Origin of the sequence: Sphingomonas sp. S2-65 (assembly GCF_021513175.1) — a bacterium.
In the GTDB taxonomy this organism is placed as follows: domain Bacteria; phylum Pseudomonadota; class Alphaproteobacteria; order Sphingomonadales; family Sphingomonadaceae; genus Sphingomonas.
In genome coordinates, this window is sequence record NZ_CP090953.1 from 2,114,614 (window position 1) to 2,136,195 (window position 21,582).

Consider the following 21,582-nt stretch of genomic DNA (forward strand, 5'->3'; position numbering starts at 1 on the left):
GTTCCCCGCAAACGGCGATCCAGTCAGGAGATCGACGGGCCACCGCGTGAGCGGCCAAACTGCCAATTGACGCCGTCCGACCGCATGATCCCCGAAACCGGCTTGCCCAGCTGTCGTTCGAGAACCGGCCGCCACGGCACCAGCGTAAATTCCCGGCTACGCTCGACAAGCGCGAAGCGCCCGCTGGCGGTTTCAACGCGGCGGGTAAGTCGCCCCTCGATCCGCGTGCCATGCGCCGACTCGACAAAGGTCTTTCCGAGCTGCTCGCCAACCTCACCCGCGAGGCGCAGCAGTTCGCGCCGTTGCAGCAGCGCCAGGGCGTTCCGCCGCAGCCGCACGCCGTCGCCGATGTCGGCATCGGCAAGTCCCTGCTCTACCAGCCACTGCCGTCGCGCAGCGAGCGCGTCGCGCAGCTCTCGTCCGAAGCCCGCATCCCGGATGACCAAGGGTTCGCCTCCAGTGATCGTCTTGTCGAGCCAGGTCGGGGAATCCGCCGAAGTCAGTTGCTCGAGTGGAAGCGAAGACAGCATCTCGATCAGGACGGGCCGGTCGCGCAACTGGCGCAGCTGATCAGCCACGACGCGGTCCAAATGATCGTCGGCAATTATCCAGCTGACGTCCTCGAGACGCTCCACCACGCCGGCGCGCCGCATCGCCTCCAGGCGCCGAACATGCGCCTGCGCAAATGCATGGCTGGCGTCGGGATCATGGCGCAGGTGCAGCTCGACCGAGTAGCGGCCACCGCTTGCCCGCGCGACCGCGTCGATCGTCCGGTCGACCTCGCGGAGCTCGACGCGGCGCGGCGCCACCCGGATGATCGCATCCTCGGGCGTCGGTTCGACACCATCGGCGCGTCCGATATCGAGATAGTGCACGCGTCCATCGACGCCATCCACGATCAGATAGTGGCGATCGCGATGTTCGTCCGAGAACCCGCGGTGCACGACGCGTCCGACCAAAGGGGCCCGCAGCCCTTCCTCGATCACGCGGTCGGCTTGCGCGCGCTCGAGCCGGCGGGCGGTAAGCGCGCGCTGCATCAGCCGGATGATGTCGCCGCGCTCGCCCATCCGGCACAGCGTCTCCTCCAGCCCGTCCGCAAGCTGCCAACGGCCACCGCCCAGATCCTTGGCCAGACCCATGGCGCCGAGCTTGCGCAGGCGCCCCGTCGCGATTGCCTGCTGGAAGGGATCGTTGTGCGCCCGGCCGGTGATGCGCTCGGCATCCATAACTCGGAGGAGTCGCCTGTCGATAGCAGTCAACCGCTCCTGCTCGACGTCGTGGCGCAGCCGGTCGTGGATCTCGCGGTCGGTGCGCGGGCCTAGGTCCAGGGTGACGAGCTCGGCCGCGCGCTCGCGAAACCCATGCGCGATATATTCGCGGGCGATGACGAGGTTCTCGCCGCGGTCATCGACGCCGCGCAGCATGATGTGGGTATGGGGCTGGTCGGTGTTGAAATGGTCGACCGCGACCCAGTCGAGCCTGGTGCCGAGGTCGTGCTCGACCTGCGCCAACAGCCGCCGCACATAGGGCTTGAGGTCGGGATATTCGGCGCCGTCCTCGGCAGAGACGATGAAGCGGAACTGGTGGCGATCGCCGGCGCAGCGATCGAGGAACGCCTTGCCGTCCGCGGCCTCCATGTCGCGACCGTAGAGCTCGCCCGGCATGCCCTCGCGGGTGACGCCGTCGCGCTGGATGTAGCGCAGGTGCGCGCGCGCGCCGGCAAGCCCCTTGCCGCCCGTCCGCACGAGCCGCGTCTTGACGATGGCGCGGCGCCCGCGAAACTCGGCCAGCCGGTCGCGGCTCGACAGCAGCCGGCCGATGCTCGCGCCGCGTCCGATCCGGCTCCCGTCGAACCGGTGCGCCCTGACGCCGGTCTTGCTGCCTGCCAACCGCGCGGCGGCGAGCACGCGCGCGCCATATTTGGCGAGGCGCTTGCCGTCCTTGCCCTTGGACTTGCCGAACCTGGGGGTGAACTCGTCGTCGCTCACCGCCGCGCCCCCGGAGTCTCGCGCAACCGCGGAGCAAACCACGGTTTTCCGCCAATACTACGGCACATGTCTCGTGGCGTACGACGCGCGTCTCGCGGAAAAACGATGTGCAGACAGTTACTTGGCCAGTGTCGCGAGACGCTGCCTTTATCTTGTTTTCCCTTCCTTCCCTGATCCCCCTTCACCCGGCGCAAAAACAAAGCCGGGACACGCCGCCTGCACGGCAGCGCCTCCCGGCTCGATCGCGGTCGGAATTCATGCATCCGCGAATGCCGCTTTCGCCGGCTTCGCGCGCCCGAAGCTGCGCCTGCCGAGCATCCCGTGTGCGTTGCCGTCACCGTCGACGAGCATCACCGCGACGAACCAGCGCCCGTCGATCCGCCCGAGGATCCGCACTCGATCGAGCTCGATCTCCGCGTCGTCGCCGCGGCAATAGCTGCCGATCCAGCATTCCTGAATCCGTGCATCCCAGTGGAAATCGACTTCCTCGGCCGCGAGGAACCGCGCCGCCAAGGCAGTCCCTGCGGGCCTTCCGAACTCGATCTCGAGCCCGGAAACCAGCGCTGCCATTACGTGATCGGCCGCGGCCGAGATGGATTGAACCTGTGCCATTGCCTGTCTCCGCTTTTGGTCCTCACCATCGAGGACAAGGCTTTCGGGACGGGCGGCGAAGCGGCGGTCAGGGCCGCCGGAGCACAAGCGCAGGCGCCGCGAAGCGGACATGGGGGGAACCGATTTGCGCAGCAAATTGGGGGGCACCCATGGGCCTTGAGGGCCGCTTCGGCGGCCGTCATGCTGGGGCTTCACGACGAGCCCTCCCACCCTCGCCACGTCACGGTACCTCCCGGCGAAGCACGAACAGCGCCGCTCCCGGTGCCTGGCCGGCTGCGGATGGGGAAGCCTGTTGACCTTCGCGGCGTACGAGGAACAGCGTGTCGGTCCGAGGGTTAGCGGCCGCTGTCGATGTCGCCGTCGCATCGCCGACATTGCGCAGATACGCCACCGTCTCGCCCGGCAGCGACGCTTGTCCCGCGAGCCAGGCGGCATAGCGCGCGGGCCCGGCATTGTAGGCGCCGAACAGTCCCGGATAGCCGAAGCGATCGTGCATGCGCCGGAGGTAGCAGGCGCCCGCGACGATATTGTCGGCGGGCTGGTCGGGATCGTCGCTGAGACCGAGGTCGCGCCGCAGCTCGGCCCAGGTACCCGGCATCAGCTGCATCAGCCCGATCGCGCCCTTTGGGCTGCGGATCGGCCGGCCGGCCAGGCGGGTGCGGCCGCCGCTTTCGGCCTGCATGACACGCGCGATCCAGTCTGCCGGCACACCGCAGCGCGTGGCGGCGGCGGTGATCTCCGCCGACCAGCGCGACACCTGGGCCTGCGCCGAAGGGGCGACGAGGCACAGCCCCGCGGCGACCATGCGCAAGGTCACCATATCAGCCTCGCGCGTCCGATCAGGTCGCGGTGGCCGGTGATACCGAAATAGCGCCCGTCGAACGAGCCCGGCGCGTCCATCAGCAGCAGATACTCGCCCGGCGCGAGCCGGCGGCAGCCCTGCCACCAGGGCAGTTCTCGTCCGCTCGGGTCGCGGGCCAGCCGGGTCGCGACGAGCCTGCCCTCGACGAGAACTTGGGGGCCGGAGGCGCAGACGAAGTCATCCTGTACGGCGACGACGCGCTTCACCAGCGGCACGTTGGCCGGGAGGTAATGGCGCCGACCGGCGAGCGCGCGCCAGCGTGCAGGCGCCCAGGCGACCGCCATGTCGCCGAGCGCCGGCGCGTCGCCGGGCCACACCCAGTAGAGCCCGATGGGTGCGCTCGCGCTGGCGTTCCAGACCAGCCGGGGCGCGGGGGCATAGAGTGGCGGAACCACGAGCAGCACCAGCCCGGCGCCGCCGAGCACGGCAAGGCGCAGATGGTGGAGCCGGCGCTGGCGGTGGGCGAAGCGGGCCTCGCCCCAGGCGAGCAGCGGCGCCTCGGTGGGGCTTCCCGGCCGCTTCACGAGCGGATTCCCTTGGCGCTGTGCTCGCGGCTCCACGCGTCGAGGTCATCGATATGGTATTGGACGAAGCGGCAGTGGCGACGGAACACCGGCCCCTCGCCGCGCACCCGCAAGCGCTTCAGCGAGCGCCCCGACAGCCCCAGATAGGCCGCCGCCTGGTCGGTATTGAGGAAGGGCGAGCCGCGCCTCGCGCGGGTCGCCCGGTCGATGTCGTCGCTGTCCATGCCCTGCATCCCGTTGCTTCGAACGGCACCGGAGTTGGCAGGACGGGCACCTCGCGAAGAGTGTCGAAAACCGCGTGCCCGCATTTCGACACCCCCGTGGCGGTGCGCCCCGCGCCGGATGGCGCGAGGCGCTTGCTGCTCAGCGCGACCAGATGAGGTTGTGCTGGCCGCCCTCGCCCTCGACCAGGGTCGCGTAGATCGGGGCGGGGAGCGAGGGATCGTCGAGCTTGACCGAGACATAGGGCCGGTCCTCGCGCGAGGTCTTGGTCCAGCCGGCGCCGAACTCGACGCCTGCCGAGGTCGTGACCCGGTAGTCGGGGGCCTTGTCGTGATCCTTGCTCGAGGGCTTGATGCTCGCCTTGGCGTTGAGTGTCAGGGTCCGGATGGTGCCGGTGAACACGCCGTTGTCGTCCCGAGTGAAGCTGCCGATGGTCGCCATGATACTTCTCCTTGGTTGCTCGAAGCCGCGCCAGTGCGGCCTCGATGGCGTCGAGCAGGCACCGCCAGCGGCCGGCATGCACCCGGCCGAACGGAGCCGGGCCGCAGCGCAGCGGAGGACGGCCAAAGCTGGCTTTCTTGCCTCGCGAGGAAGGCGCAGGGGCGAAGCCCCGAGCCGGGGAAGAAAGCCGGCGACGCCGTTGCTGGCCTCAGGCCGCGCGGTGCCAGACGGCCATCGTGGAAGAGGCCGCCTGCGCTGCGTGCAGCACAAGGGGGTGCTCCAGGCTTCCCACCGGCATGGCCGACGCACGGCATCCGGCTCGCCCCAGCCCGGCTGTGCTGCCCCGCCGAACGCGCTACAAGGCGGAAGCCAGGGGGAGCATAATGACAATATTGGACCAGGTCCGGGCACTGATCGAGCGGCTGGCGCCCGAGCCGGTGTGCGACGACTGCATCACTGAGCGGCTCGGCCTTAGCGTCCGGCAGCACGCCAACCACAAGACCCGCGAGCTTGCGGGAAGCGGCGGGTTCGAGCGCCGGCTCGACCCATGTTCGCTGTGCGGCGTGACTAAGAAGGTCATCCGGCACGCGGGCAGATAGCCAGGAAAAAGCGGGGCGGCGGGACGCCGCCCCGGACAGGGTCATGCGGCGATCGCCTGCGGTTCGGGCGCCGGCGCGGCGGGCCGCGCCGCCTCGGCCCTGGCATAAGCAGACACGGTGCCGACGCCGCCGCGCGTGGTATAGGTGGAGGGCGGGAAGGCCATCCAGCGCGGCACCCACTTGTCGACCTTGGCGCGTCCGTCCACGCCGCCGAGATGATCGGCGATGATCTTGCGGAGCGTCTTCCCCTTCTCGCCGTCGTTGGCGTTGGCGACCATGTTGCCGGCGACATCGGCGACGATGCAGGTGAGCACTTCCTTGTCGCGGAGCAACTCAAGGAAGGCTTCGTCGGCCTGCCACCAGCGCGCCATGTTGACGCCCAGCTCGATCCCGACCGCCTCGACCGCCGGGCTCCCGGCGGCGAGCGTCTCGCCGATCAGCACTGCCACGACGTCCATCACAGCTGGGTCGGGCAAGTCGAGCAGGCGAAGGAAGATAGCAGTCAGCCGGTCCCCTTCCGCACCTTCGACCTGGCCGCCACACACCGTCGGCGCCTCGGGATCGAAGCCGAGCAGGCCGAGCAGTGCGCGGCGCTTGGCATCGAACACCGTCTCGCCGCGACAGCATTCGATCGATTCCTGCACCGCATCGCTGCGCGCCTGCTGGGGCTCGGCGGAGACGTGCCAGAAGGGCGAGTCCGCAATGGCATGCGCGACCATCAGCCGCAGCGCGACATGCGGGCGGTCGAGCAGCGCGGCGCGCACGGCGGCATGACGATGCAGGTCGAGATAGGCCTGCATCGGCCCTGTGATCTCCGGACGCACCGGCCTGGGGCTCGCCTGCGGCACCTCGCCGCGCGCGATGCGGCTCGCTTCCTTGCGGCTGAGATAGCCCTCGTGGAACACGATCTCGCCGCTGGCGCGCACGTCGATAAAGACGCGCCCGCCCTTGCGCTTGGGGGTCTTCTCATATTCCCAGCCCTGGAAGTGCTCGCTCGGCGGCACGATCTCGACGCCCGTCCAGCCCGCCTCCAGATAGGCGACGCGCCGCGCTCGATGGCTTCGTTCTGCGCCTTCCAGAAGGCGTCGGCGTCGGCATCGGCGAGGTAGCGCTGTTCGTTGAACAGGTCGGCGACCAAGGCGACGCCGCTCGCCTCGACATCGAACAGGGCGTAGCTGGCGCAGATCGCCTGCCCGCCAAACAGCCAACCGCGCAGCTGCCAGCCCGTCGGGCAGTGGGTGTCGGGCGCGTCCCACAGCGCCAGCCAGTCCTTCTGCCGTGCCTTGCTGGCGAGCGTCAGGTGCCGCACCGTCGCGCCGTCGATCTTGTCGCGGCGATAGAGGTCGCGGATGCGCGGCAGTAGGTTGCCGAGCGCGAGCGTGCGGCGGACGGCGAGCACCGGCAGCGCGAAGGTGTCGGCGATCTCGTCGGGCGACCTGCCTTCCTTGACGAGCCGGACGAATGTTTCCCAGCGCGTGACTTCGTCGGGGTCGAGCCGAGCCAGGTTCTCGATCAGCGACGCCTCGACGGCGCCGGCATCGTCGCCGGGATCGAGGATCGCGCACGGCAGGAGGTACGGCTCTGGCGCGTCCTCGTCCGCGCTTGCGAGTTCGGCGGCGACGATCCCGGCGGCGCGGAAGCGTCGCGCGCCCGCGAGGATGCCGAAGCGCTCGTCTTTGCCCGGACGCACGATCAACGTCTGGAGGATGCCGCGCTTGCGCACGCTCGGCAGTATGTCGGCGACATCGGGCAGGCGCTTGGCGAAGCGCATGTTCGCCTTGTCGACATAGAGGCGGTCGAGCGGAATGAAGTCGAGTTTCATGACCTTGCTCCTCGTGGGCGCCATCCGTCAGGATCCGAAGGGACCGGCGCGTGAAAAGCGGCGGAAAGGCGCGCCGCACGCCTTCCCGCCCTCAGGACCGCGGAAACCGGTCGGCCAGCTCCGATGCGGCCGCGCGCGCGCGGCGCAGCAGTGCCTCAGCCCAGAGGATCGAGCCCGTCTTGCGGGCCCATGCCGCCCAGTCGGACAGCGACAGATCGGTCGAGAAATGTGGGTCGCGCTCGATGCGCAGCCCGAAGGGCAGGCGCAGCGACTCGACCTCGTGAAGTGAAAACCAGCCGAGTTCGGGACAGCCGAAACCAAGGTCCGCGAGCCCGAACAGCGCGTCGCCGTCGTCGGACAGCTCGCTCGCCAGCCATGTCGCGGCGGAGAGCGGGTGGTACAGCTTGGCGAGCGGGCGCTTGTCCGTGGCGTCGCTGCGATATTGCGCGCGCAGGGCGGCGCGAAGCTCGGGGGTGAGCAGGCTCATGCCGCCTCTCCCACCGCCGAAGCCCCCGCATGGAAGCCGAGCAGATAGTCGGCGGCCTTGCTGGCGAGGCTGGCGGCACGGAAGATCGCGCGGTTGTCGGCGCGCAGCACTTCGAGCCAGCTGCTCAGATAGTCGGCATGGCGGACGCTCGGTTGGATCCCGAGGGCGGCGCAGAGAAAGGCCGAGCCAAGCTCGGCGACCAGCTCCTCGCGGGCATAGCCCGCGCTCCCGAATGGGCTGGTCAGGTCGCGCGCGAGGCGGCTGGCATGGCCGGTCCAGTGGCCGAGTTCGTGCAACGCGGTGCGGTAATAGTCGACCTGGTGGCGGAAGGCCGGCTGCGGCGGCACCTGCACATGGTCGGTGCCGGGCGCGTAATAGGCCTGCGCTCCGCCGACCCGGAAGTCCGCGCCGCTCGCTTCGATCAGCGCCTCGGCGACGGGCACGATCTCGCGCGGCGGCAGTGGCTCGGCACGGGCGAGCATCCGCTCGGGCAGCCCGTCGCACTGCGCGACGTTGAAGACGGTGAAGCGCTTGAGAAAGGGCACCGCGCGGGCCTCGCCGCCCTCGCTCGCCACCCGCTCCTTCTCGGAGTCTGGCGTGTACTTGTCGGCATAGACCACGCAGGTCCCGCGCTCGCCTTTGCGCACCCACCCGCCCGCCTCCAGCGCCTGCCGGAAGGTCAGCCAGCCCTGTGAGGCATAGCCGTGCGCTACACCCGAGCCCCACAGGATCAGGACGTTGATCCCCGAATAGGCGCGGTTGGAGGCGGCGTTGCGCGGCAGGCCCGGCTCAGCGGCGGCAGCCTCCCAAGGCTGCACCCAGGGAAAGCGCCCGGCCTCCAACTCGGCAACCACGCGCGCGGTGACCTCGTCATAGAGGGAGGCGCGCGCCCCGCGCTCGTCCACCTCTCCCCGCATCCGACGCCCGCGATCCTTGGCCACGATCCACCCTCCTCACTCAAAAGCCGCAACCGGCCCCGGAAAGCGGGGTGGGCGGCGAGGAAGCCCTGAAGGCCCGCGGTGCAGGGCGGGACGCACCTGCAAGGCCGGAATGGCAGTGGAGGACCCGGGCAGCGCCCGGGTTGCGGCCCGCCCGAGCGGGCCTAGAAGGGCGCGGCGGCCAACCCGCTTGACCGGGACCGGCCGAGCGACTTCGGCGCGCCAGCGCCGTCCGCAGCCCATGCGCCAGCGATCGTCACCCGCAGGGCCGGGACGCGCGGAGCGCGGCCCGGCGGCGCCCAACGCCGTAGAGCGCGGTCGGGGGCAACGTGATGCGCAACAAGCAAGGACGCGCTCTTGCCGACACCGCAGGCGCGGCGGCGTGCGCGCGCAATCCGTGCGCCAGCCGCCGCCGCGCCCCCGGTCCGAGGCAAGCAAGCATGCGCGAGGAAACGGAAAGTGCGCGAACCCTGTGGCTGTTTACAGACGCAGTGCGCGCACCGCTGGTCCCGCGCCCCTTCACGCATCGCGCCGCGGGGTGCCCAGAACGCGCATTGGCAGCCTCGCTCGGCCGGTTCCCGGCCTTTCTATTGGTGCGGCTCGGCATCTTCAAGCACACGACGCCCACGCAATAGCCGCCTGAGCGAAGCGGCGTTCGCCTTGTTGCTTACGTCTCCAGATCTTCGCGCCACGCGCGCCGCAGCGGCGAGGACCCACCGGGTCCGAACGCCGGGTGGCATCCAGCTGAACTCCACTCTAGCGACCGCACGGTAGCTGGTGTCATGCTCCTCGTCTCCGCAGCCGGGGCGTGGATCATCTACGTCGCGTTTCGCTCTAGCCCCCCGGCTGCGCTCCGGTCAGTAGATGGCATGCTGACCTTCCTTGCTGCCGCAGCGCTGCGTAGCTGCAGTCCCACCCTGATCTATGACGCCGACACCTTCACCTGCGCAGACGGGACCAAGCTGCGTGTGGCTGGGGTTAACAGCCGCGAACTGAAGGGTAAGCCCTGCCCTCGCGATTATCCCTGCCCAGCCATGTCGGCGTCGAAGGCTCGCGAGGTAACCGTGAGGCTGCTCGGTGCCACCGTGACCGGCAAACGTCTGACCGGGCACCTGATCGTGCGTGCGCCTGCGCTACGCTACGAGGTTGTCGGTCGGAGCCACGATCGGTTGGTGGCTAGGATCGTGACCCCTTGCGGACAGGACTTGCGGTGTGCACTTCTCGCAGCGGGTGCGGTGGCGCAATGGCCCAAGTTCGTGACACGCTACAATTTACGGCCGTGCCGCCGATAGCGCGCGCCCACGCCACTGCGGGCGGCCAGCAGTGCAGTGCGATTTGACGTCATCGCATCTGCGCTGTTGAAGAGGTTTCTCCGATGGAAGATTCGCTCGCATGCCAGCTCTAGACGAACTGACCCAGCCCCAGATCGATTGCCTGATGCTGGTTCGGGATGGCCGAACGTCCAAGGAGATGGCGCGTCTGCTGGGAGTGTCCAAAACCGCGATCGACCAGCGCCTCGACCGCGCCAGATCGATCCTTGGTGCCAGCACGCGCGAGGAGGCGGCAAGGATCTACGCCGAGGGCGGATATGACCGAGTCACATGTGATCCGCCAGAGATTGTCTACACCACGATTCCAGCCTCATTCAACGTTTCGGCAGAAGCTGATGGAGGGAGCCAAGGCAGCCAGGTTCAGGAGGTTCGTGCTTCGTTTGAAGTCGCCGCCCCCCCCACCTGGACCGGTCTTCTCCGCCTGTTCGGTGAGGTAGAGCCAAAGGACATCGGAACCACGGGGCGCGTCGCCTTGGCGCTGTTCGCGGCGCTGGCGGCCGTCATGCTATTCGGTGGCCTTAGTCTCTTTCTTTATGCGATTCTCGGCGTCGGCCGGGTTCTGCTGAACTAGCTCTCCGCCGTTGTCGAAACAATGCAACCCGCGAAGCAGGCGCTCCGCGGGAAAGGGGAAGCGCATGTCCAATCATCAGCACGAAAGCTCGATCATTGCTGTCGCAAAGGCAATCATTGCCGGCGAGAGGGGTGCGGACACCAACATCCGCAATCTGGCCGATCTGGTCAGTGTCACGGCCGCCGAGACGCAGCGCATCGAGCTGCCGCCGCATGCAACCCAAGCTGCGTTCGACCAGCTTCAGACAGCCATGGACGCGGCATTCGAAACGCGTAAGGCGATCGTCGCGGCGCACCTGCAGTTCGGCGCGATTGCCGCGAAGCTAGGGGCCACTCCTACATCCTGGGGCGACCTGTGGCCCTGCCCTCCGTTTCCGAAGACCGCGGAGGCTGGACAAGAAGCAGCTTCGTTGCGGCTGGTGGCAGCGGCTTGACGCGCGGGCATGCCGGTGGTCCGCTGCCGGCATGCCCCACGTCCAGATCTTCCTGCTGCTTCTGCTCGCCAGTCTCTCTTATGCCTTCTGGCGAGGGGGAGCCCCGGAGCGAACAACGGCAGCTATCTTTATCGCGGGCGCGGTCGGCTCTGCCTTGGCAGCGTCACCGGCGGCAGCCCGCTGGGCCAATGTCGAGCTTGGCGTGCTCGCGGTCGATGCCGCGATGCTGATCGCCTTCCTCGCCTTGATGATAAAGGCGAACAGGTTGTGGCCGATTCTTTTGATGGGATTGCAGACAGTTCAGGTAGCGGGGCATCTGCTCAGGATGCTGGATCCCAAGCTGTTCCCCTTTCTTTATTGGGTGACGAGCGCGTTCTGGAGCTACGCCATGGTAGTGCTCCTGGTCATAGCTACCTTTCTCCATTCCGCGCGCTTGCGGCATCGCGGTCACGACGCGCCCTGGAGCAGCTCCTCCGGCCCTTCTTCGACTCCCGCTCGGGAGACCTCGCCCGGGATCTGATCAAGACCAACGGCTCGTTGAGCGCGACTATCGCTGCGGATACCAACTTCCTGGCCTCGCAGCTCGAAGGCAGGGCCGAGGTCGCCGGACTTCTGTCCGCGGTACACCGCGCCCACCTGTCGCTCCTGCGAGAGAAGATCCCGGCCAGGCTGCGCATCGGCAACTCGAACGACCTGGAAATCTATCTCCGGACCATGCTGCAGCATGAGAGCACCGAACAGATCCATGTGCTCTACCTGAACACCAAGAACGAGCTGCTTCATGAGTTCGTCAGTCAGGGAGCCCTGGATGCGGCGACGCTCTATGTTCGAGACGTGCTCTATCACGGCATGCAGATCGGCGCCGCGGGCTTGATCCTGATCCACAATCACCCCTCGGGCGATCCGACTCCCAGCGCCGCCGACAAGGACATGACGCGTAAGTTAGCCCTGGCCTGCAAGCTGGTCGACATGAGCCTGCACGACCACTTAGTCGTCGCCAGGAGTGGCGTGATCAGCTTTCGGCGAGAGGGAATCCTGTGAATGACCCCAAGGCGCCGCTTCCTCACGCAACGAACTGATCTGCAGGGTCCTGGCAAGATGCTCGATCCCTACTTCGACGCAGTCTCCGGCATGCGGATCGCCCAGGGCGTGGCAAATGCCGATTATCTCATCGGCAAGAGCGCGGGCGCGATCATAAGAAAGGTTCATGCGGCGAGGTTCATGTCAGCAGCAACCTTAAGCGATCCTTACAATTCAGCCGTCGTGCGCGCGCGCTTGGTCCTCCAGGGTAGACCGTTGACGACCGCCCACCGTCGCGAGCGGGAGCGCCAGCATGGCTACTGATGCATATCGTGGCGGCGCGCTGACCGTCGATAGCGTGCTTTCCGACCTGGAAGGCGTGCTTACCCATTATCGCCAGCTTGAAAGTCACGCGCCAACCGATTCGACACAGGTCTCTGTCGTCGAGCTGGCAAGCCGCATCTATGACGCACGCCGAGCACGCGATACGTGCTTTTCCGGCCACTCCGATCTTTTCGGTGAACCCGGCTGGGACATCCTTCTGGACCTCTTCATTGCAGGCGAACGAGGAAGAAAGGTGAGTGTCAGCAGTTGCTGCATTGCCGCAGCCGTCCCACCCACAACTGCGCTGCGGTGGATCGGCACGCTATCCGAGCGCGGGCTTATCGAACAAACCCCCGACGTAAAAGATTCCCGACGTAGATTCGTAGCGCTGACTCCTGCTGCCAAGGCCTCGCTTTTGAAGTGGCTGCACATCTTGCGCGGACGCATCGCTCCGACCTAGCTTCGCACCGTAGGATTATGCGGCCGGATAGCGGACTATCCGGCCGCGCGACCCAGGGTTCATCCGGGGGATTTGGATGTATTTACATCCATAATGGAGGGCGCGCCAGACTGTTCCGTCCCAAGATGGTTTTTCTCGCCTATCCTGCTGTCATCTTCGGCGAGGTTCTTCTTGACACGAACATCGCCAAAGGTGTGACTTCGCCTGTCGTCAAGACAGGGGAGGATATAATGAGATATTTGGCAGGAGCTGCTGCGGCAGCGTTCTTGTTCGCGCCTGCTGTGCGCGCTCAAACAACCGCGAGCATTCAGCCGCCGCAAGCCACGGTGATCAACGCGGGTTCAAGCGCACGGGTAGCCGCGCCTACTTCGTCCATCTTGCGTTCGGGCACCTCTGTTCCCCTTCGAACAGTTGAAGCACTCACTACCAAAGGTAAGAAGTTGCGGGTCGGTCAGCGCTTCAACCTCGAAGTGGCAGAGCCCGTCATGGTCGATGGCCAAGTCGTGATCCCGGTCGGCAGCCCGGCAGTGGGCGAGATCACCCACGTCCGCAACAAGGGCATGTGGGGCAAGTCGGGGAAGATCGAGGCGCGCATCCTCTACGTCCGTGCGAACGGCGTTCAGATCCGGCTAACGGGTCAAGTTGACGATAAGGGTGTCACGGGAACGGCTGGCGTCGTCGGCGCAGCGGTGCTGGTGCCCGTGGCGGGTTTCTTTCTTACCGGTACGAGCGCAAGCATCCCTACGGGAAGTCACATCACCGCGTTCGTGGAAGAGGATTTGCCGGTGTCTTTCAGCGGTTCTTCACCCGCGCCGATGGTCGTGCCGGTCGGCCCCAACCCGCAATGACTTTGTCGACGCCCGCCGCCTTTGATCGTGGCGGGCGCCTTCCTCTCCAACAGGGGATCAGGATGGTACCATCGGCGATCGGGTTTCTCGCTCTCGTGGCAACCATCACCACCGCGCCGGCTGATACGCAGCGTCGGAAGCGGACCGCGCCTGGTGCTTCTACGGCGCGCAGGACTGCGATCCAGTCTGGCGAGGGCGCATATTTCGCGAACTGCTCGCAAGCACGTGCGGCCGGTGCGGCACCGGTCCGTCGTGGAGACCCCGGGTACAGTCGCAAGCTTGACCGGGATGGGGATGGAATCGGCTGCGAGTGACCGTGGCCATCACTCCGGGGAGCAGTGCTGCGACGGTGCCCGGCCATTCACGGCCGCCGAGGCCGATATGACACCCCGAGAGGAGCGGCTGGCTGAGGCGCTTGCGGTCGAGCGGATCCACGGCGTGGCGTCAGTGGCGTTCATAGCTGGGCGCGTGCGTGACCTGGCAGTTGCCGGCGATGTGGCAGGTGTTCAGCGTTGGCGTGAGATAGCCGCTGCCTACGACGCTCTGAACCCGGAGATGCGGACGTCGCAATGAGCCGCCTGCAACGCCTGGAAGCACTTGCGCTGGGCCTTCTGTGCACTGCGATGGGAGCCACCATACTGGTTTCCGCCATTGCCACGATCTTGCAATGGGCCGCCTAGTCCCGGATCGGGATCGGCTCGGAACTTGCGCGGCTTCCCCGCTTTTTTCGCCATGATAGCATGCAAATGCTCGATAGTCCCTTTCTCGAGCAAATGCAGGGCAGCCGAAGGTCCCAGAAACCGGACTTTCGGCTGCTTGCCCGCGGATTCAGCCGCCGTTCCACCACAAGGGCTAAAGGATCGCGCGCGGTGACGACTCCAGTGTTCCCATTAAGTCCCTTTGCCCAAGCGATTCGGTCAAGCCGGAGATTGGCCGGGTCTCCCGGTGCCGCCGGCCGATGAGCTGCTCCCTTAAACGAGGGGCGAGTGCCCGCAGCAACGCGAGCGCTCAGGCTGCAGCGAGCCTTGGCCATCTGCTTCTTGCCCTAACATCGTCGACATCGGGATAGCGCGATCTTCGACTTTCGTCCGTGCCGGTGCGAAGGAACAAACAACCACGGCGGAGATTCGCGAGAGGCGATCCATTAACGCATGGATGAAGGTCAAAAGGCCTACGCACTCCAGCGTTTCTTCAAGCGCGGTTGATAGAGCATAAAGCGGACCGTTGTGACCATCCGCAGCCGATTCCAAGCCTGCGTTGATCATTTCCATTCCGACGGCGCCTCCAAGGTAGAGTATGCCTGCCAGGGTAAACTGGATTTTGGTGCGCGGATCTAGCGAAAGGAACCAGCGCAGCAAAACCGCGCCGAGAACGGCCAGGACAGGAACGGCGACAAGAACCCAGCTATAGCGAAATACGCTCCCCAGCTGACGTACCGACGGATCAACCTTCCTCAAGATGATTCCGGTCAACTCGTGGACCATCGCCACTTCATCGATCGACAGGCAGAGGAACACCAAGGCGAGAAGCAACCAACTCTTTACGTAGAGAGGCGAACTCTCCGCAGCTGCCCGCGCTGAAACCGCCAGCAACACTCCGCAGCCGAGCAGTAGAAACGATGAGACCCAAGTAGGGATGCTGTCATCTCGCATCAGAGAAAGCCGGTGGAGCGTCTCCTGCAGGGTTGGGCCTGGGTAGGTCATGAGAATCACGTCGGCGACTGCACCAAAGATCACCATCACGCCGATCGATAAGGCCATCGCCGTGACAAGGCCTTTGCGAGCTACAACGAGTTCGAGACGCATGATCCCCCCGTCCGCCTGTTACAGTTTTATGACGCAACCCTCTCACAGACAAACGCAATCACCAAGCACTTTAAAAGCAGATATACTGAAGACGCCCAGTTCCTAACCTATGATGTTTGATAGACGAGGCCCGCGCTACCGACGATCAGCGGTTTTTTCCCATAGTAATCCTGGTTCCACCCGGGAGTTGTGGATCACGCAGCTACCGCAAGCAGCCGAGAGTGCAGGCTCGCCTTCCTTCGACGCCTCGCCTGGCGTCGGCAACCAACGCATGCTGCCTCCAAGGATCACCCAGTGCTTCGCATCCTGCGAGCTCCCCGACTATGGAGATCAGAACCGCGGGTATCAAAACTGCGCGCCAGCCAGGTCGGCTGGAGTAGAGCTTTGGAACCACAGGCGGAGTGGAGACTTGGTATATGTCACGGCCCATGAGGACGCCATGATGACAAGTCGATCACCTACCGGACGAATGATGCCCCACCACCGTCGGTCTTTTATGCGGACTCCCAGCGTCACGACGCACGTGCACTTCAATCGCATCGTCAGACAGTCTGCAGTCATTCCTCGCTTGAAACGGATCAAGGGCCCTCAGGGCATTGTAGTCGGACTGGGCCTTTCACTGGCACTTTGGGCGCTCTTCGCACTAATCATCGCCTAGGTGATGAGCCACCGACGTGAAAAGCGCGACCCTAAAGAGGCTCCCCTGAAGGAATTGGCAGAGCAACCCTTGAGGACGGACGGATGAGCACAGGGGATGTCATCGAGTTCACTTTCCGAGAGCTGCGGCAAGCCCCGGGACGTGTAGCGGCATCGGCGGCTCCGTCGATCGCGACGCCTGCAATGGCGCGATGCGGGGAGGAACGCTGAGCCGAGCAAGAGGCTCGCAAACCAAGGAAGCTCTGGAGCAAGATCGGCTTTTCGGTGCGGATGATGCAAGGTTGGCTGCGGCCAAGGACGAGCCGAATACCAGATGAAAGCCTCCGCCCCCGGAGACCCACCGCGCAGCATCGAATGTGGGCTTTAGCAAGGAGGACGTCGGCGGTTGATCGGCTGCACGAAGAGCGGCATCAACATCGCACTGCGGTCGTCCCCGGTGGGAAAGACTTTCTTTTTTAGCTGCTCCTGACGCCCATGCGGTCAGCGATAAATCCTGCGTAGCAGCGCTGCCGAGCGGCCTGCTGAACGCGCCGTGGTTCCTGGGATACGGCGGCTACGATGCCGATAGGTTCAGGGAGGCACCGGAGGCCGGGCTATTCAGCCGTGCATCCAGGTCCAACATCCCGGCTTGGCCTCATCAGCTACGACAAGCGCCGCGACAGGCGCCGCACACCATCGAGATCATGTCCGGCCGCTAAATGATCGGCACGCCCGCTACGGCGGACGCCCGACCTCCCTCGTCTCCACCCTAGTCCCACGAGCCGTGCTCCCTTAACATCCATGCCAATCGTCACGGGTGTGGCTGCGCGTGAGGATGTGGGACCACGCGGTAGCCAAATCCTCTCGGGGCCTGTCCTTGAAGGGGGCTGCAAGCCGTGCTCTGGTAAGCGACGCCATTGCCCTCCGATCCACAAAGGTGGACTCGGCGATGACGCGATGACCGTTGCGTTCGAACAAGGCCATATATTCCGAATGGCGTAATCGGTTTGTGTAGTCTTGCGGATCGAGGCAAAATAATCGCCAAACCCAGCCGTCATATTTCAAGAAGTCGAAGCGTGAAAGGCGCCGGTCGTTGTGGGCGCGGTGATCGGTGTTGTCGATCCCATGCGACATGAGCCCGCCTTTGCGCAGTCCAGAGTGAACGGCGCGCACGAGATCCTCGATGGCCGAGGGAGGGATATGCTCCAGCGCTGTATGACTGACGATCGCGTCGACGACTGGCATCTCCCGTTCAACGTCGAATGGAGCGAGATATACAATGCCGAGCTGCTCGAGCAACGCAGGCAGATCCTTCCCTTCTGCGCGATCTGCTGCCGCGACAAGCTCGGCCATCCGCTCACACCCGACCTCAAGCCCCGAAGAAATACGACTCTCGTTGGCCGACAGGAACGCGAGTGCCTGCCGCACGCCGGCTGCATCCAGAAGCGGATAGGCGTCTGCCATATAGACTGTTCGTGCGCCGGCGACCCGCAGCATCAGCGGGATGATCGGAAACCAACCCGATCCGATTTCGAGAATCCTGGAACCGTCAAGCGCAAGCCCACCTTTGCGCAGCATGCGGACATGGTCAAATCCGCCTTCGACGACGCTCTCGTGCTGCGGCCCGATCTGCGTAGGATGTGATCTGCGCCACCAGGTGCGGACTTGGTGGCTAAAGGGCAAGGCCGCCTTCATTGTGTGCTTGACGCAGGTCACCTGCCACATATGTCGCCCCTCGTTCCGCAGTCGACGATGACTCGCAGTGCTCGGGCCTCCCCGGGCGCCAGTGTAACGCAAAGTACATAACGGCTGGGCGGTCAACATGCTCCCCAGGCGCGTGTTACGAACCCAAGGTAGCGACTGATTGGGCTGGTCCCGACCCCGTCGTAACCACGTCAAGGTCTCTTGCGAGAATGCAGGAACTCAATTCAGCCTCGCAGTCCTCACGAGAAGGTGCTCAGTCTTCTGAACGGGCCTTCCGCGAATGCTTCATCGGTCATTGCCCAATCTGCGCTGGCCCGCTCCGGCGTGCCTTGCTTGCCGTCCGTTGAACGCCGGCGCGCCCCGCCCAGTCGATGGATCAAACCTCCCGGCTTGAAGATCTCGCGGGTTACCGGCGCCTGCAGGATTTCCCGCGATGGGACGGTGACCCACAATCGGCGGTTGCGTCGCATTGCTGCCGGGCCTACGCTGCTTGCAGCATGACGTCCGAATCCGCCTCTGCTGCACCTTCGGAGCTGCGCGCGCAGCGAAAGCTCGCGTTGACGGTTGCCGGACTCACGCTTGTCCTCGCCTTTGCATTCCGGAACGAACGTGAACTCGTGATGCCGGCGGCCTCGATTGCGGAGACCGAAGCGAGCGCGTTCGCCGCCACTGTGGCAACCCCTTCGACGCTCAGCGGAATTGGCACCCGGGTCGACAAGCTCGCGCGCACTCGTCGCGGACGGATGCCCGGTTCGAACGCCGCAGACCTCGGCGCATCCGCCACTGCGCCCGCTCCTGCTGACGGCAGCGTGCTGGCGGGTGATCAGGAGACCGGGCCACTCGTTGAACAGGGCCTGCTCTCGCTGCTGCCGCAGGACCTCCAGGGCGGCCGCGGGGGCACATCGGCGCCCCAGATAGCAAGCTTTATTGGACTACCGGGCGGTGTTGTGTTTCGTAGCGGCTCGAACCCTCCGGTGACTGTGCCGACGCCAGCGCCGAGCGGCGCTCCGGCCACCCCCCCAGCCCCGGCCCCTTCGGGTGGACAAGGGACGCCGTCAAATCCAGATGGCCCGGTGTTGACCCCGACGCCGACTGCACCCAACAATCCTGCCGACCCGGTTAACCCGTCCGATCCGACCGATCCGCAACCGGGAATCCCCGGCAATCCCGTGCTGCCGCCGTCCCCCGGCCCTGGCGCGGTTCCCGAGCCGGGTACTTGGGCGTTGATGATCCTGGGCATCGGTTTCGTAGGAACATCGCTGCGCCGGCGCCGTCGCTCGGCCTTGGCTGCGACGGCTCTGTACCGGATCGACGAGAGGCTCAGTCCGGCCTAGCGGACGTTGTGCTCGCGGCAATCACGAGGCGGTCGTCGTCGAGGGTAATAGAGCCGAGTCTGCGCAGCACATCTTGACCAAGCAACGAGACCTTCAGATGACTGCCGGGCACGGCCGCCCGAACTTTCGACAGCGTACGACCGGCTATTTCCAGGCTTCGAGCACTTGCCCAGCCCATCGACGTAGCACCCGCGGCAGTCTGCAACTCGCCCGCAGGTTGGCTGGACAACGAAACGACGCCGGCGCGCGCTGCATCCTGTGGTGCCAGAACGAGCGCCGTCGCGCCTGTATCGACGAGAAATCGGATCCGAGTCCCGTTGACCATTCCATTAACATAGAAGAGCCCATCTGGCGCGCGCTTTACGACGACCCGCGCACCCTCGATCACCGCCTCTTCCGCCTCGCCTAACGGCGTAACGGCCATCGCGGCGGAGGCCCCTCGCGGCCCGGCATCGCGCGACGCGGCGAGAACCGCGGAAGAGGCCGCTACCATCGCCATCAGCCAGAGAAGACGCTCGTCCACCATGAGCAGCGATATCGCACATAGGCCTGAAGGTTTGGTAAACGCATATGATTATGACGCTCAAAGAGCAGGTCGCGCAGCATTGGGCGTGCGCGGATGAAGCCTTCGGCTCCGCCGGTGCTGGAACCATGCCGCCAGACCGAACACCAGGGCGACTAGGCCATATTGCAGCGCGGTCCACAGATAGGGAACCCGCATGGCCCTAGCGTCCGTGTAGAGCACGTAATGCGGCGTCGAGACACGGTACCCAGCATTGGTGAAAAGCGGAATCAGGTCCCCACGAAGGCCGTTGCGCTGCAGAGACCCGGTTACCGAAGCGGCCGTGGCCTTGCCGAGCGGCTCGCGCGTTTGCACGAAAAATCGGATAGGCCCACCGCGCCCCCCCACGACAGGCACGAACCGCACTTCCCACCCGCCGAGCGGCGTGTCAGCACCCATCGTTGCGACACGATCAAGGAGGACAGTGCCCTTGAGCGTTGCAGGGCCGTTGTCCGGGATCACCCCTCGCGCGGAAGCCAGATCGAGTGTGACCGGAGCTCCCGAACCCATCGATGCCGTGACGGCGAGCAACAGCGCAACGCTGGCGGCTAGGCCCATTGTCAGGGCGACCCAGGCGAGGAAGCGAAACAGGGCGCGGGCCTGCGAGAAGGGCGTACCGATGTTGCCATTCTGCCTGTGGGCCCGTGCCGAAAGCGTATACAGAACCGGGGCACCGAACAGGAAGACGAGCAACAGTAACGATGCCAGCGGGTAGAAGCCACCGAAGCGGCTAAACTGCCATTCTGCAAAACGCGCTACTAGGCCCTGATATTCGGCAGTTTGCCATGCAAAAAATGCGGCGACCACAGCAAGCCAGGCGAGCAACAATCGCATCACCGTCACGACGGGCTTGCGCGGAGCGAGCGTCTCTGATTGGCCAGTCATGGTACTTCCCCAAGGCAGCGGCTGCGCCGCCCTAGAAGACGTTCGCACGTTTCTTCGTTGCTCACCAGCGACGTCATTGCCGGGCCGGACCAAATCCTTCCTGATATCGGACAGTGGCCTGCCTTCGCTCGCGCGCGATTACCGCATCGAGGGCACGTTCGAGCTTGGTGCGGCGCACAACAGCGTCGGCGACAGCCACCGCTTGCTCGCCGGTGATGGGCACCGGCTCGCGCCGCAGGACGCGCACGATGCGGGTGCGCTCGGCTCCTACGAGTACAACAGCCGCGTCAACGCCTGCGGAGGCAAGCTGCCGCGCATCGCCGGCTGGCAGTTCCGCGGTGTCGACGCGGCGCTGCCAGCGCGCAACAGGACGCCTGGATGCCGCTAGTGCTAAGGCAGCATCGTTGAGCGACGGCATTGCCTGCAAGCTTGCCTGATCCCCCGGCAGGGTATTTGTGGATATGCCATCGAGGGTAAGAAACGCCCGCTCGCGGAACATCCAGGGTCGTGCGGCGATGAACTGGTTCAGCTCGGCCGGTGCAGGCGTGCGCAGATCCGCTGCGACCTGATCGCGCAGCAAGGCAATCAGGACGTCATCACGGCTGCGCCGCACCGCGGCGAGATATTCCGGAGTGAGGGCAAGCGAACGTGCCTCCGCCGCGCGTACGAGCAGTTCGCGCGACACAAGCCGCTCCACGCCCGCCGGTCCCGCGAGATCCACAATCCCCGTTTCGCCTGCAGCCTTCTGCTCGGCTTGCAGGTCGCGACGCGTGAGAGCCTTGCTGTCGACTGTCGCGAGGACTTGTCCGGCCGGAACTTCGGCATCGCACCCGGCAAGAAGCAGGCCAGCAACGACGCTTGCCGCCACGGGGATGCGTTTGCGCAATACCGCGGCTAATGCCATGTTCAATCCGCATCGGAGCAGCGCATGCATACCCCCTATGACTGGATCACAGTTTTGCTGTTCGGTGTCATCGCGAGCCTGTTCCTGCAGCGCTCGGTTGGCCCCGAGGTGGAGGGGGACACGCCGCTTGCCTATCTCCCGCCCGCTGCGGGTTGCGCGCTCGCCAATCTGGCTGGGAACAGCGGCTATCATCCGGGCGCAATCCTGCTTCTGTTTGCCACGATCACCTATGTCGTATTGCGCCTTCGGCCAGGCGCCTTTCGCCGATGA

General features: G+C 65.5%; 28 protein-coding genes. 12 read left to right on the top strand and 16 right to left on the bottom strand.

Going from position 1 to position 21,582, the window contains the following annotated elements:
* Positions 1-23: 23 nt before the first annotated feature.
* The 6 genes from rlxS to LZ586_RS09985 form a co-directional block, all read right to left on the bottom strand.
* A complete protein-coding gene (rlxS, locus tag LZ586_RS09960) occupies positions 24-1,988 on the bottom strand; it encodes a relaxase/mobilization nuclease RlxS (protein WP_235076144.1) in 1,965 nt (654 codons plus the stop codon).
* A 255-nt stretch (positions 1,989-2,243) separates the two neighbouring features.
* On the bottom strand, positions 2,244-2,600 hold the full coding sequence (locus LZ586_RS09965; protein WP_235076145.1) for a hypothetical protein: 357 nt from the start codon (positions 2,598-2,600) through the stop codon (positions 2,244-2,246).
* A 220-nt stretch (positions 2,601-2,820) separates the two neighbouring features.
* Positions 2,821-3,420 (bottom strand): lytic transglycosylase domain-containing protein, encoded by a 600-nt coding sequence (locus LZ586_RS09970; RefSeq protein ID WP_235076146.1) that lies wholly within the window; start codon positions 3,418-3,420, stop codon positions 2,821-2,823.
* A complete protein-coding gene (locus LZ586_RS09975) occupies positions 3,414-3,986 on the bottom strand; it encodes a S26 family signal peptidase (RefSeq protein WP_235076147.1) in 573 nt (190 codons plus the stop codon). The genes LZ586_RS09970 and LZ586_RS09975 overlap by 7 nt, the downstream gene beginning before the upstream one ends.
* The gene (locus LZ586_RS09980) at positions 3,983-4,210 is read right to left on the bottom strand and encodes a helix-turn-helix domain-containing protein (protein ID WP_235076148.1); all 228 of its coding nucleotides are present in this window, start codon (positions 4,208-4,210) and stop codon (positions 3,983-3,985) included. Before LZ586_RS09980 ends, LZ586_RS09975 begins: the two co-directional genes overlap by 4 nt.
* A gap of 139 nt (positions 4,211-4,349) precedes the next feature.
* A complete protein-coding gene (locus LZ586_RS09985) occupies positions 4,350-4,649 on the bottom strand; it encodes a DUF736 domain-containing protein (protein ID WP_235076149.1) in 300 nt (99 codons plus the stop codon).
* 383 nt (positions 4,650-5,032) lie between these two features.
* Between LZ586_RS09985 and LZ586_RS09990 the strand changes: the two genes are divergently transcribed.
* Complete coding sequence (locus LZ586_RS09990; RefSeq protein ID WP_235076150.1) at positions 5,033-5,248, top strand: hypothetical protein; 216 nt, start codon at positions 5,033-5,035, stop codon at positions 5,246-5,248.
* 41 nt (positions 5,249-5,289) lie between these two features.
* Here the strand turns inward: LZ586_RS09990 and LZ586_RS18235 are convergent, their stop codons facing one another.
* The 4 genes from LZ586_RS18235 to LZ586_RS10005 all read right to left on the bottom strand — a co-directional run bounded on the left by LZ586_RS18235 (position 5,290) and on the right by LZ586_RS10005 (position 8,474).
* The gene (locus tag LZ586_RS18235; RefSeq protein ID WP_319937974.1) at positions 5,290-6,048 is read right to left on the bottom strand and encodes a hypothetical protein; all 759 of its coding nucleotides are present in this window, start codon (positions 6,046-6,048) and stop codon (positions 5,290-5,292) included.
* Positions 5,967-7,070 carry a ParB/RepB/Spo0J family partition protein gene (locus LZ586_RS18240; RefSeq protein ID WP_319937975.1) on the bottom strand — a complete coding sequence of 368 codons (1,104 nt, stop codon included), beginning with the start codon at positions 7,068-7,070 and terminating at the stop codon, positions 5,967-5,969. Before LZ586_RS18240 ends, LZ586_RS18235 begins: the two co-directional genes overlap by 82 nt.
* A gap of 91 nt (positions 7,071-7,161) precedes the next feature.
* Positions 7,162-7,557, bottom strand: coding sequence for a DUF2958 domain-containing protein (locus LZ586_RS10000; RefSeq protein WP_235076151.1), 396 nt, complete (start codon positions 7,555-7,557; stop codon positions 7,162-7,164).
* On the bottom strand, positions 7,554-8,474 hold the full coding sequence (locus LZ586_RS10005) for an ArdC family protein (RefSeq protein ID WP_235079777.1): 921 nt from the start codon (positions 8,472-8,474) through the stop codon (positions 7,554-7,556). The genes LZ586_RS10000 and LZ586_RS10005 overlap by 4 nt, the downstream gene beginning before the upstream one ends.
* 1,413 nt (positions 8,475-9,887) lie before the next feature.
* On the opposite strand from LZ586_RS10005, the gene LZ586_RS10010 reads away from it, so the two are divergent.
* From LZ586_RS10010 to LZ586_RS18290, 9 genes are all read left to right on the top strand, one after another.
* Positions 9,888-10,397, top strand: a complete 510-nt coding sequence (locus tag LZ586_RS10010) for a helix-turn-helix transcriptional regulator (RefSeq protein WP_261345996.1) — start codon at positions 9,888-9,890, stop codon at positions 10,395-10,397.
* Between the two features lie 64 nt (positions 10,398-10,461).
* Positions 10,462-10,830 carry a hypothetical protein gene (locus LZ586_RS10015; protein WP_235076153.1) on the top strand — a complete coding sequence of 123 codons (369 nt, stop codon included), beginning with the start codon at positions 10,462-10,464 and terminating at the stop codon, positions 10,828-10,830.
* A gap of 31 nt (positions 10,831-10,861) precedes the next feature.
* On the top strand, positions 10,862-11,350 hold the full coding sequence (locus LZ586_RS10020; RefSeq protein WP_235076154.1) for a hypothetical protein: 489 nt from the start codon (positions 10,862-10,864) through the stop codon (positions 11,348-11,350).
* 17 nt (positions 11,351-11,367) lie between these two features.
* Positions 11,368-11,871 carry a JAB domain-containing protein gene (locus tag LZ586_RS10025; RefSeq protein WP_235076155.1) on the top strand — a complete coding sequence of 168 codons (504 nt, stop codon included), beginning with the start codon at positions 11,368-11,370 and terminating at the stop codon, positions 11,869-11,871.
* 57 nt (positions 11,872-11,928) lie between these two features.
* Entirely contained in the window at positions 11,929-12,174 is a 246-nt protein-coding gene (locus LZ586_RS10030; protein ID WP_235076156.1) for a hypothetical protein, read from the top strand.
* Complete coding sequence (locus LZ586_RS10035) at positions 12,164-12,634, top strand: winged helix DNA-binding protein (protein ID WP_235076157.1); 471 nt, start codon at positions 12,164-12,166, stop codon at positions 12,632-12,634. Before LZ586_RS10030 ends, LZ586_RS10035 begins: the two co-directional genes overlap by 11 nt.
* Positions 12,635-12,759: 125 nt before the next feature.
* Entirely contained in the window at positions 12,760-13,482 is a 723-nt protein-coding gene (locus LZ586_RS10040; RefSeq protein ID WP_235076158.1) for a hypothetical protein, read from the top strand.
* A gap of 62 nt (positions 13,483-13,544) precedes the next feature.
* The gene (locus tag LZ586_RS10045) at positions 13,545-13,796 is read left to right on the top strand and encodes an excalibur calcium-binding domain-containing protein (RefSeq protein ID WP_235076159.1); all 252 of its coding nucleotides are present in this window, start codon (positions 13,545-13,547) and stop codon (positions 13,794-13,796) included.
* A 67-nt stretch (positions 13,797-13,863) separates the two neighbouring features.
* Positions 13,864-14,055 (top strand): DUF6961 family protein, encoded by a 192-nt coding sequence (locus LZ586_RS18290; protein ID WP_413777281.1) that lies wholly within the window; start codon positions 13,864-13,866, stop codon positions 14,053-14,055.
* A gap of 398 nt (positions 14,056-14,453) precedes the next feature.
* On the opposite strand, the gene LZ586_RS10050 is transcribed toward LZ586_RS18290, so the two are convergent.
* From LZ586_RS10050 to LZ586_RS10060, 3 genes are all read right to left on the bottom strand, one after another.
* Positions 14,454-15,287 (bottom strand): hypothetical protein, encoded by an 834-nt coding sequence (locus tag LZ586_RS10050; RefSeq protein ID WP_235076160.1) that lies wholly within the window; start codon positions 15,285-15,287, stop codon positions 14,454-14,456.
* Between the two features lie 1,428 nt (positions 15,288-16,715).
* Positions 16,716-17,648, bottom strand: coding sequence for an SAM-dependent methyltransferase (locus tag LZ586_RS10055; RefSeq protein ID WP_235076161.1), 933 nt, complete (start codon positions 17,646-17,648; stop codon positions 16,716-16,718).
* Positions 17,649-17,866: 218 nt separating this feature from the next.
* Positions 17,867-18,097, bottom strand: coding sequence for a hypothetical protein (locus LZ586_RS10060; RefSeq protein ID WP_235076162.1), 231 nt, complete (start codon positions 18,095-18,097; stop codon positions 17,867-17,869).
* 27 nt (positions 18,098-18,124) lie between these two features.
* On the opposite strand from LZ586_RS10060, the gene LZ586_RS10065 reads away from it, so the two are divergent.
* Positions 18,125-18,961, top strand: coding sequence for a PEPxxWA-CTERM sorting domain-containing protein (locus LZ586_RS10065; RefSeq protein ID WP_235076163.1), 837 nt, complete (start codon positions 18,125-18,127; stop codon positions 18,959-18,961).
* On the opposite strand, the gene LZ586_RS10070 is transcribed toward LZ586_RS10065, so the two are convergent.
* The 3 genes from LZ586_RS10070 to LZ586_RS10080 form a co-directional block, all read right to left on the bottom strand.
* Positions 18,948-19,487 carry a TIGR02281 family clan AA aspartic protease gene (locus LZ586_RS10070; RefSeq protein ID WP_235076164.1) on the bottom strand — a complete coding sequence of 180 codons (540 nt, stop codon included), beginning with the start codon at positions 19,485-19,487 and terminating at the stop codon, positions 18,948-18,950. The genes LZ586_RS10065 and LZ586_RS10070 overlap by 14 nt on opposite strands.
* A 57-nt stretch (positions 19,488-19,544) precedes the next feature.
* Positions 19,545-20,408, bottom strand: coding sequence for a hypothetical protein (locus LZ586_RS10075; protein WP_235076165.1), 864 nt, complete (start codon positions 20,406-20,408; stop codon positions 19,545-19,547).
* A 73-nt stretch (positions 20,409-20,481) separates the two neighbouring features.
* Positions 20,482-21,312 carry a hypothetical protein gene (locus LZ586_RS10080; RefSeq protein ID WP_235076166.1) on the bottom strand — a complete coding sequence of 277 codons (831 nt, stop codon included), beginning with the start codon at positions 21,310-21,312 and terminating at the stop codon, positions 20,482-20,484.
* Between the two features lie 24 nt (positions 21,313-21,336).
* Here LZ586_RS10080 and LZ586_RS10085 point away from each other — a divergent pair, with 24 nt between their 5' ends.
* Entirely contained in the window at positions 21,337-21,582 is a 246-nt protein-coding gene (locus LZ586_RS10085; RefSeq protein WP_235076167.1) for an XrtV sorting system accessory protein, read from the top strand.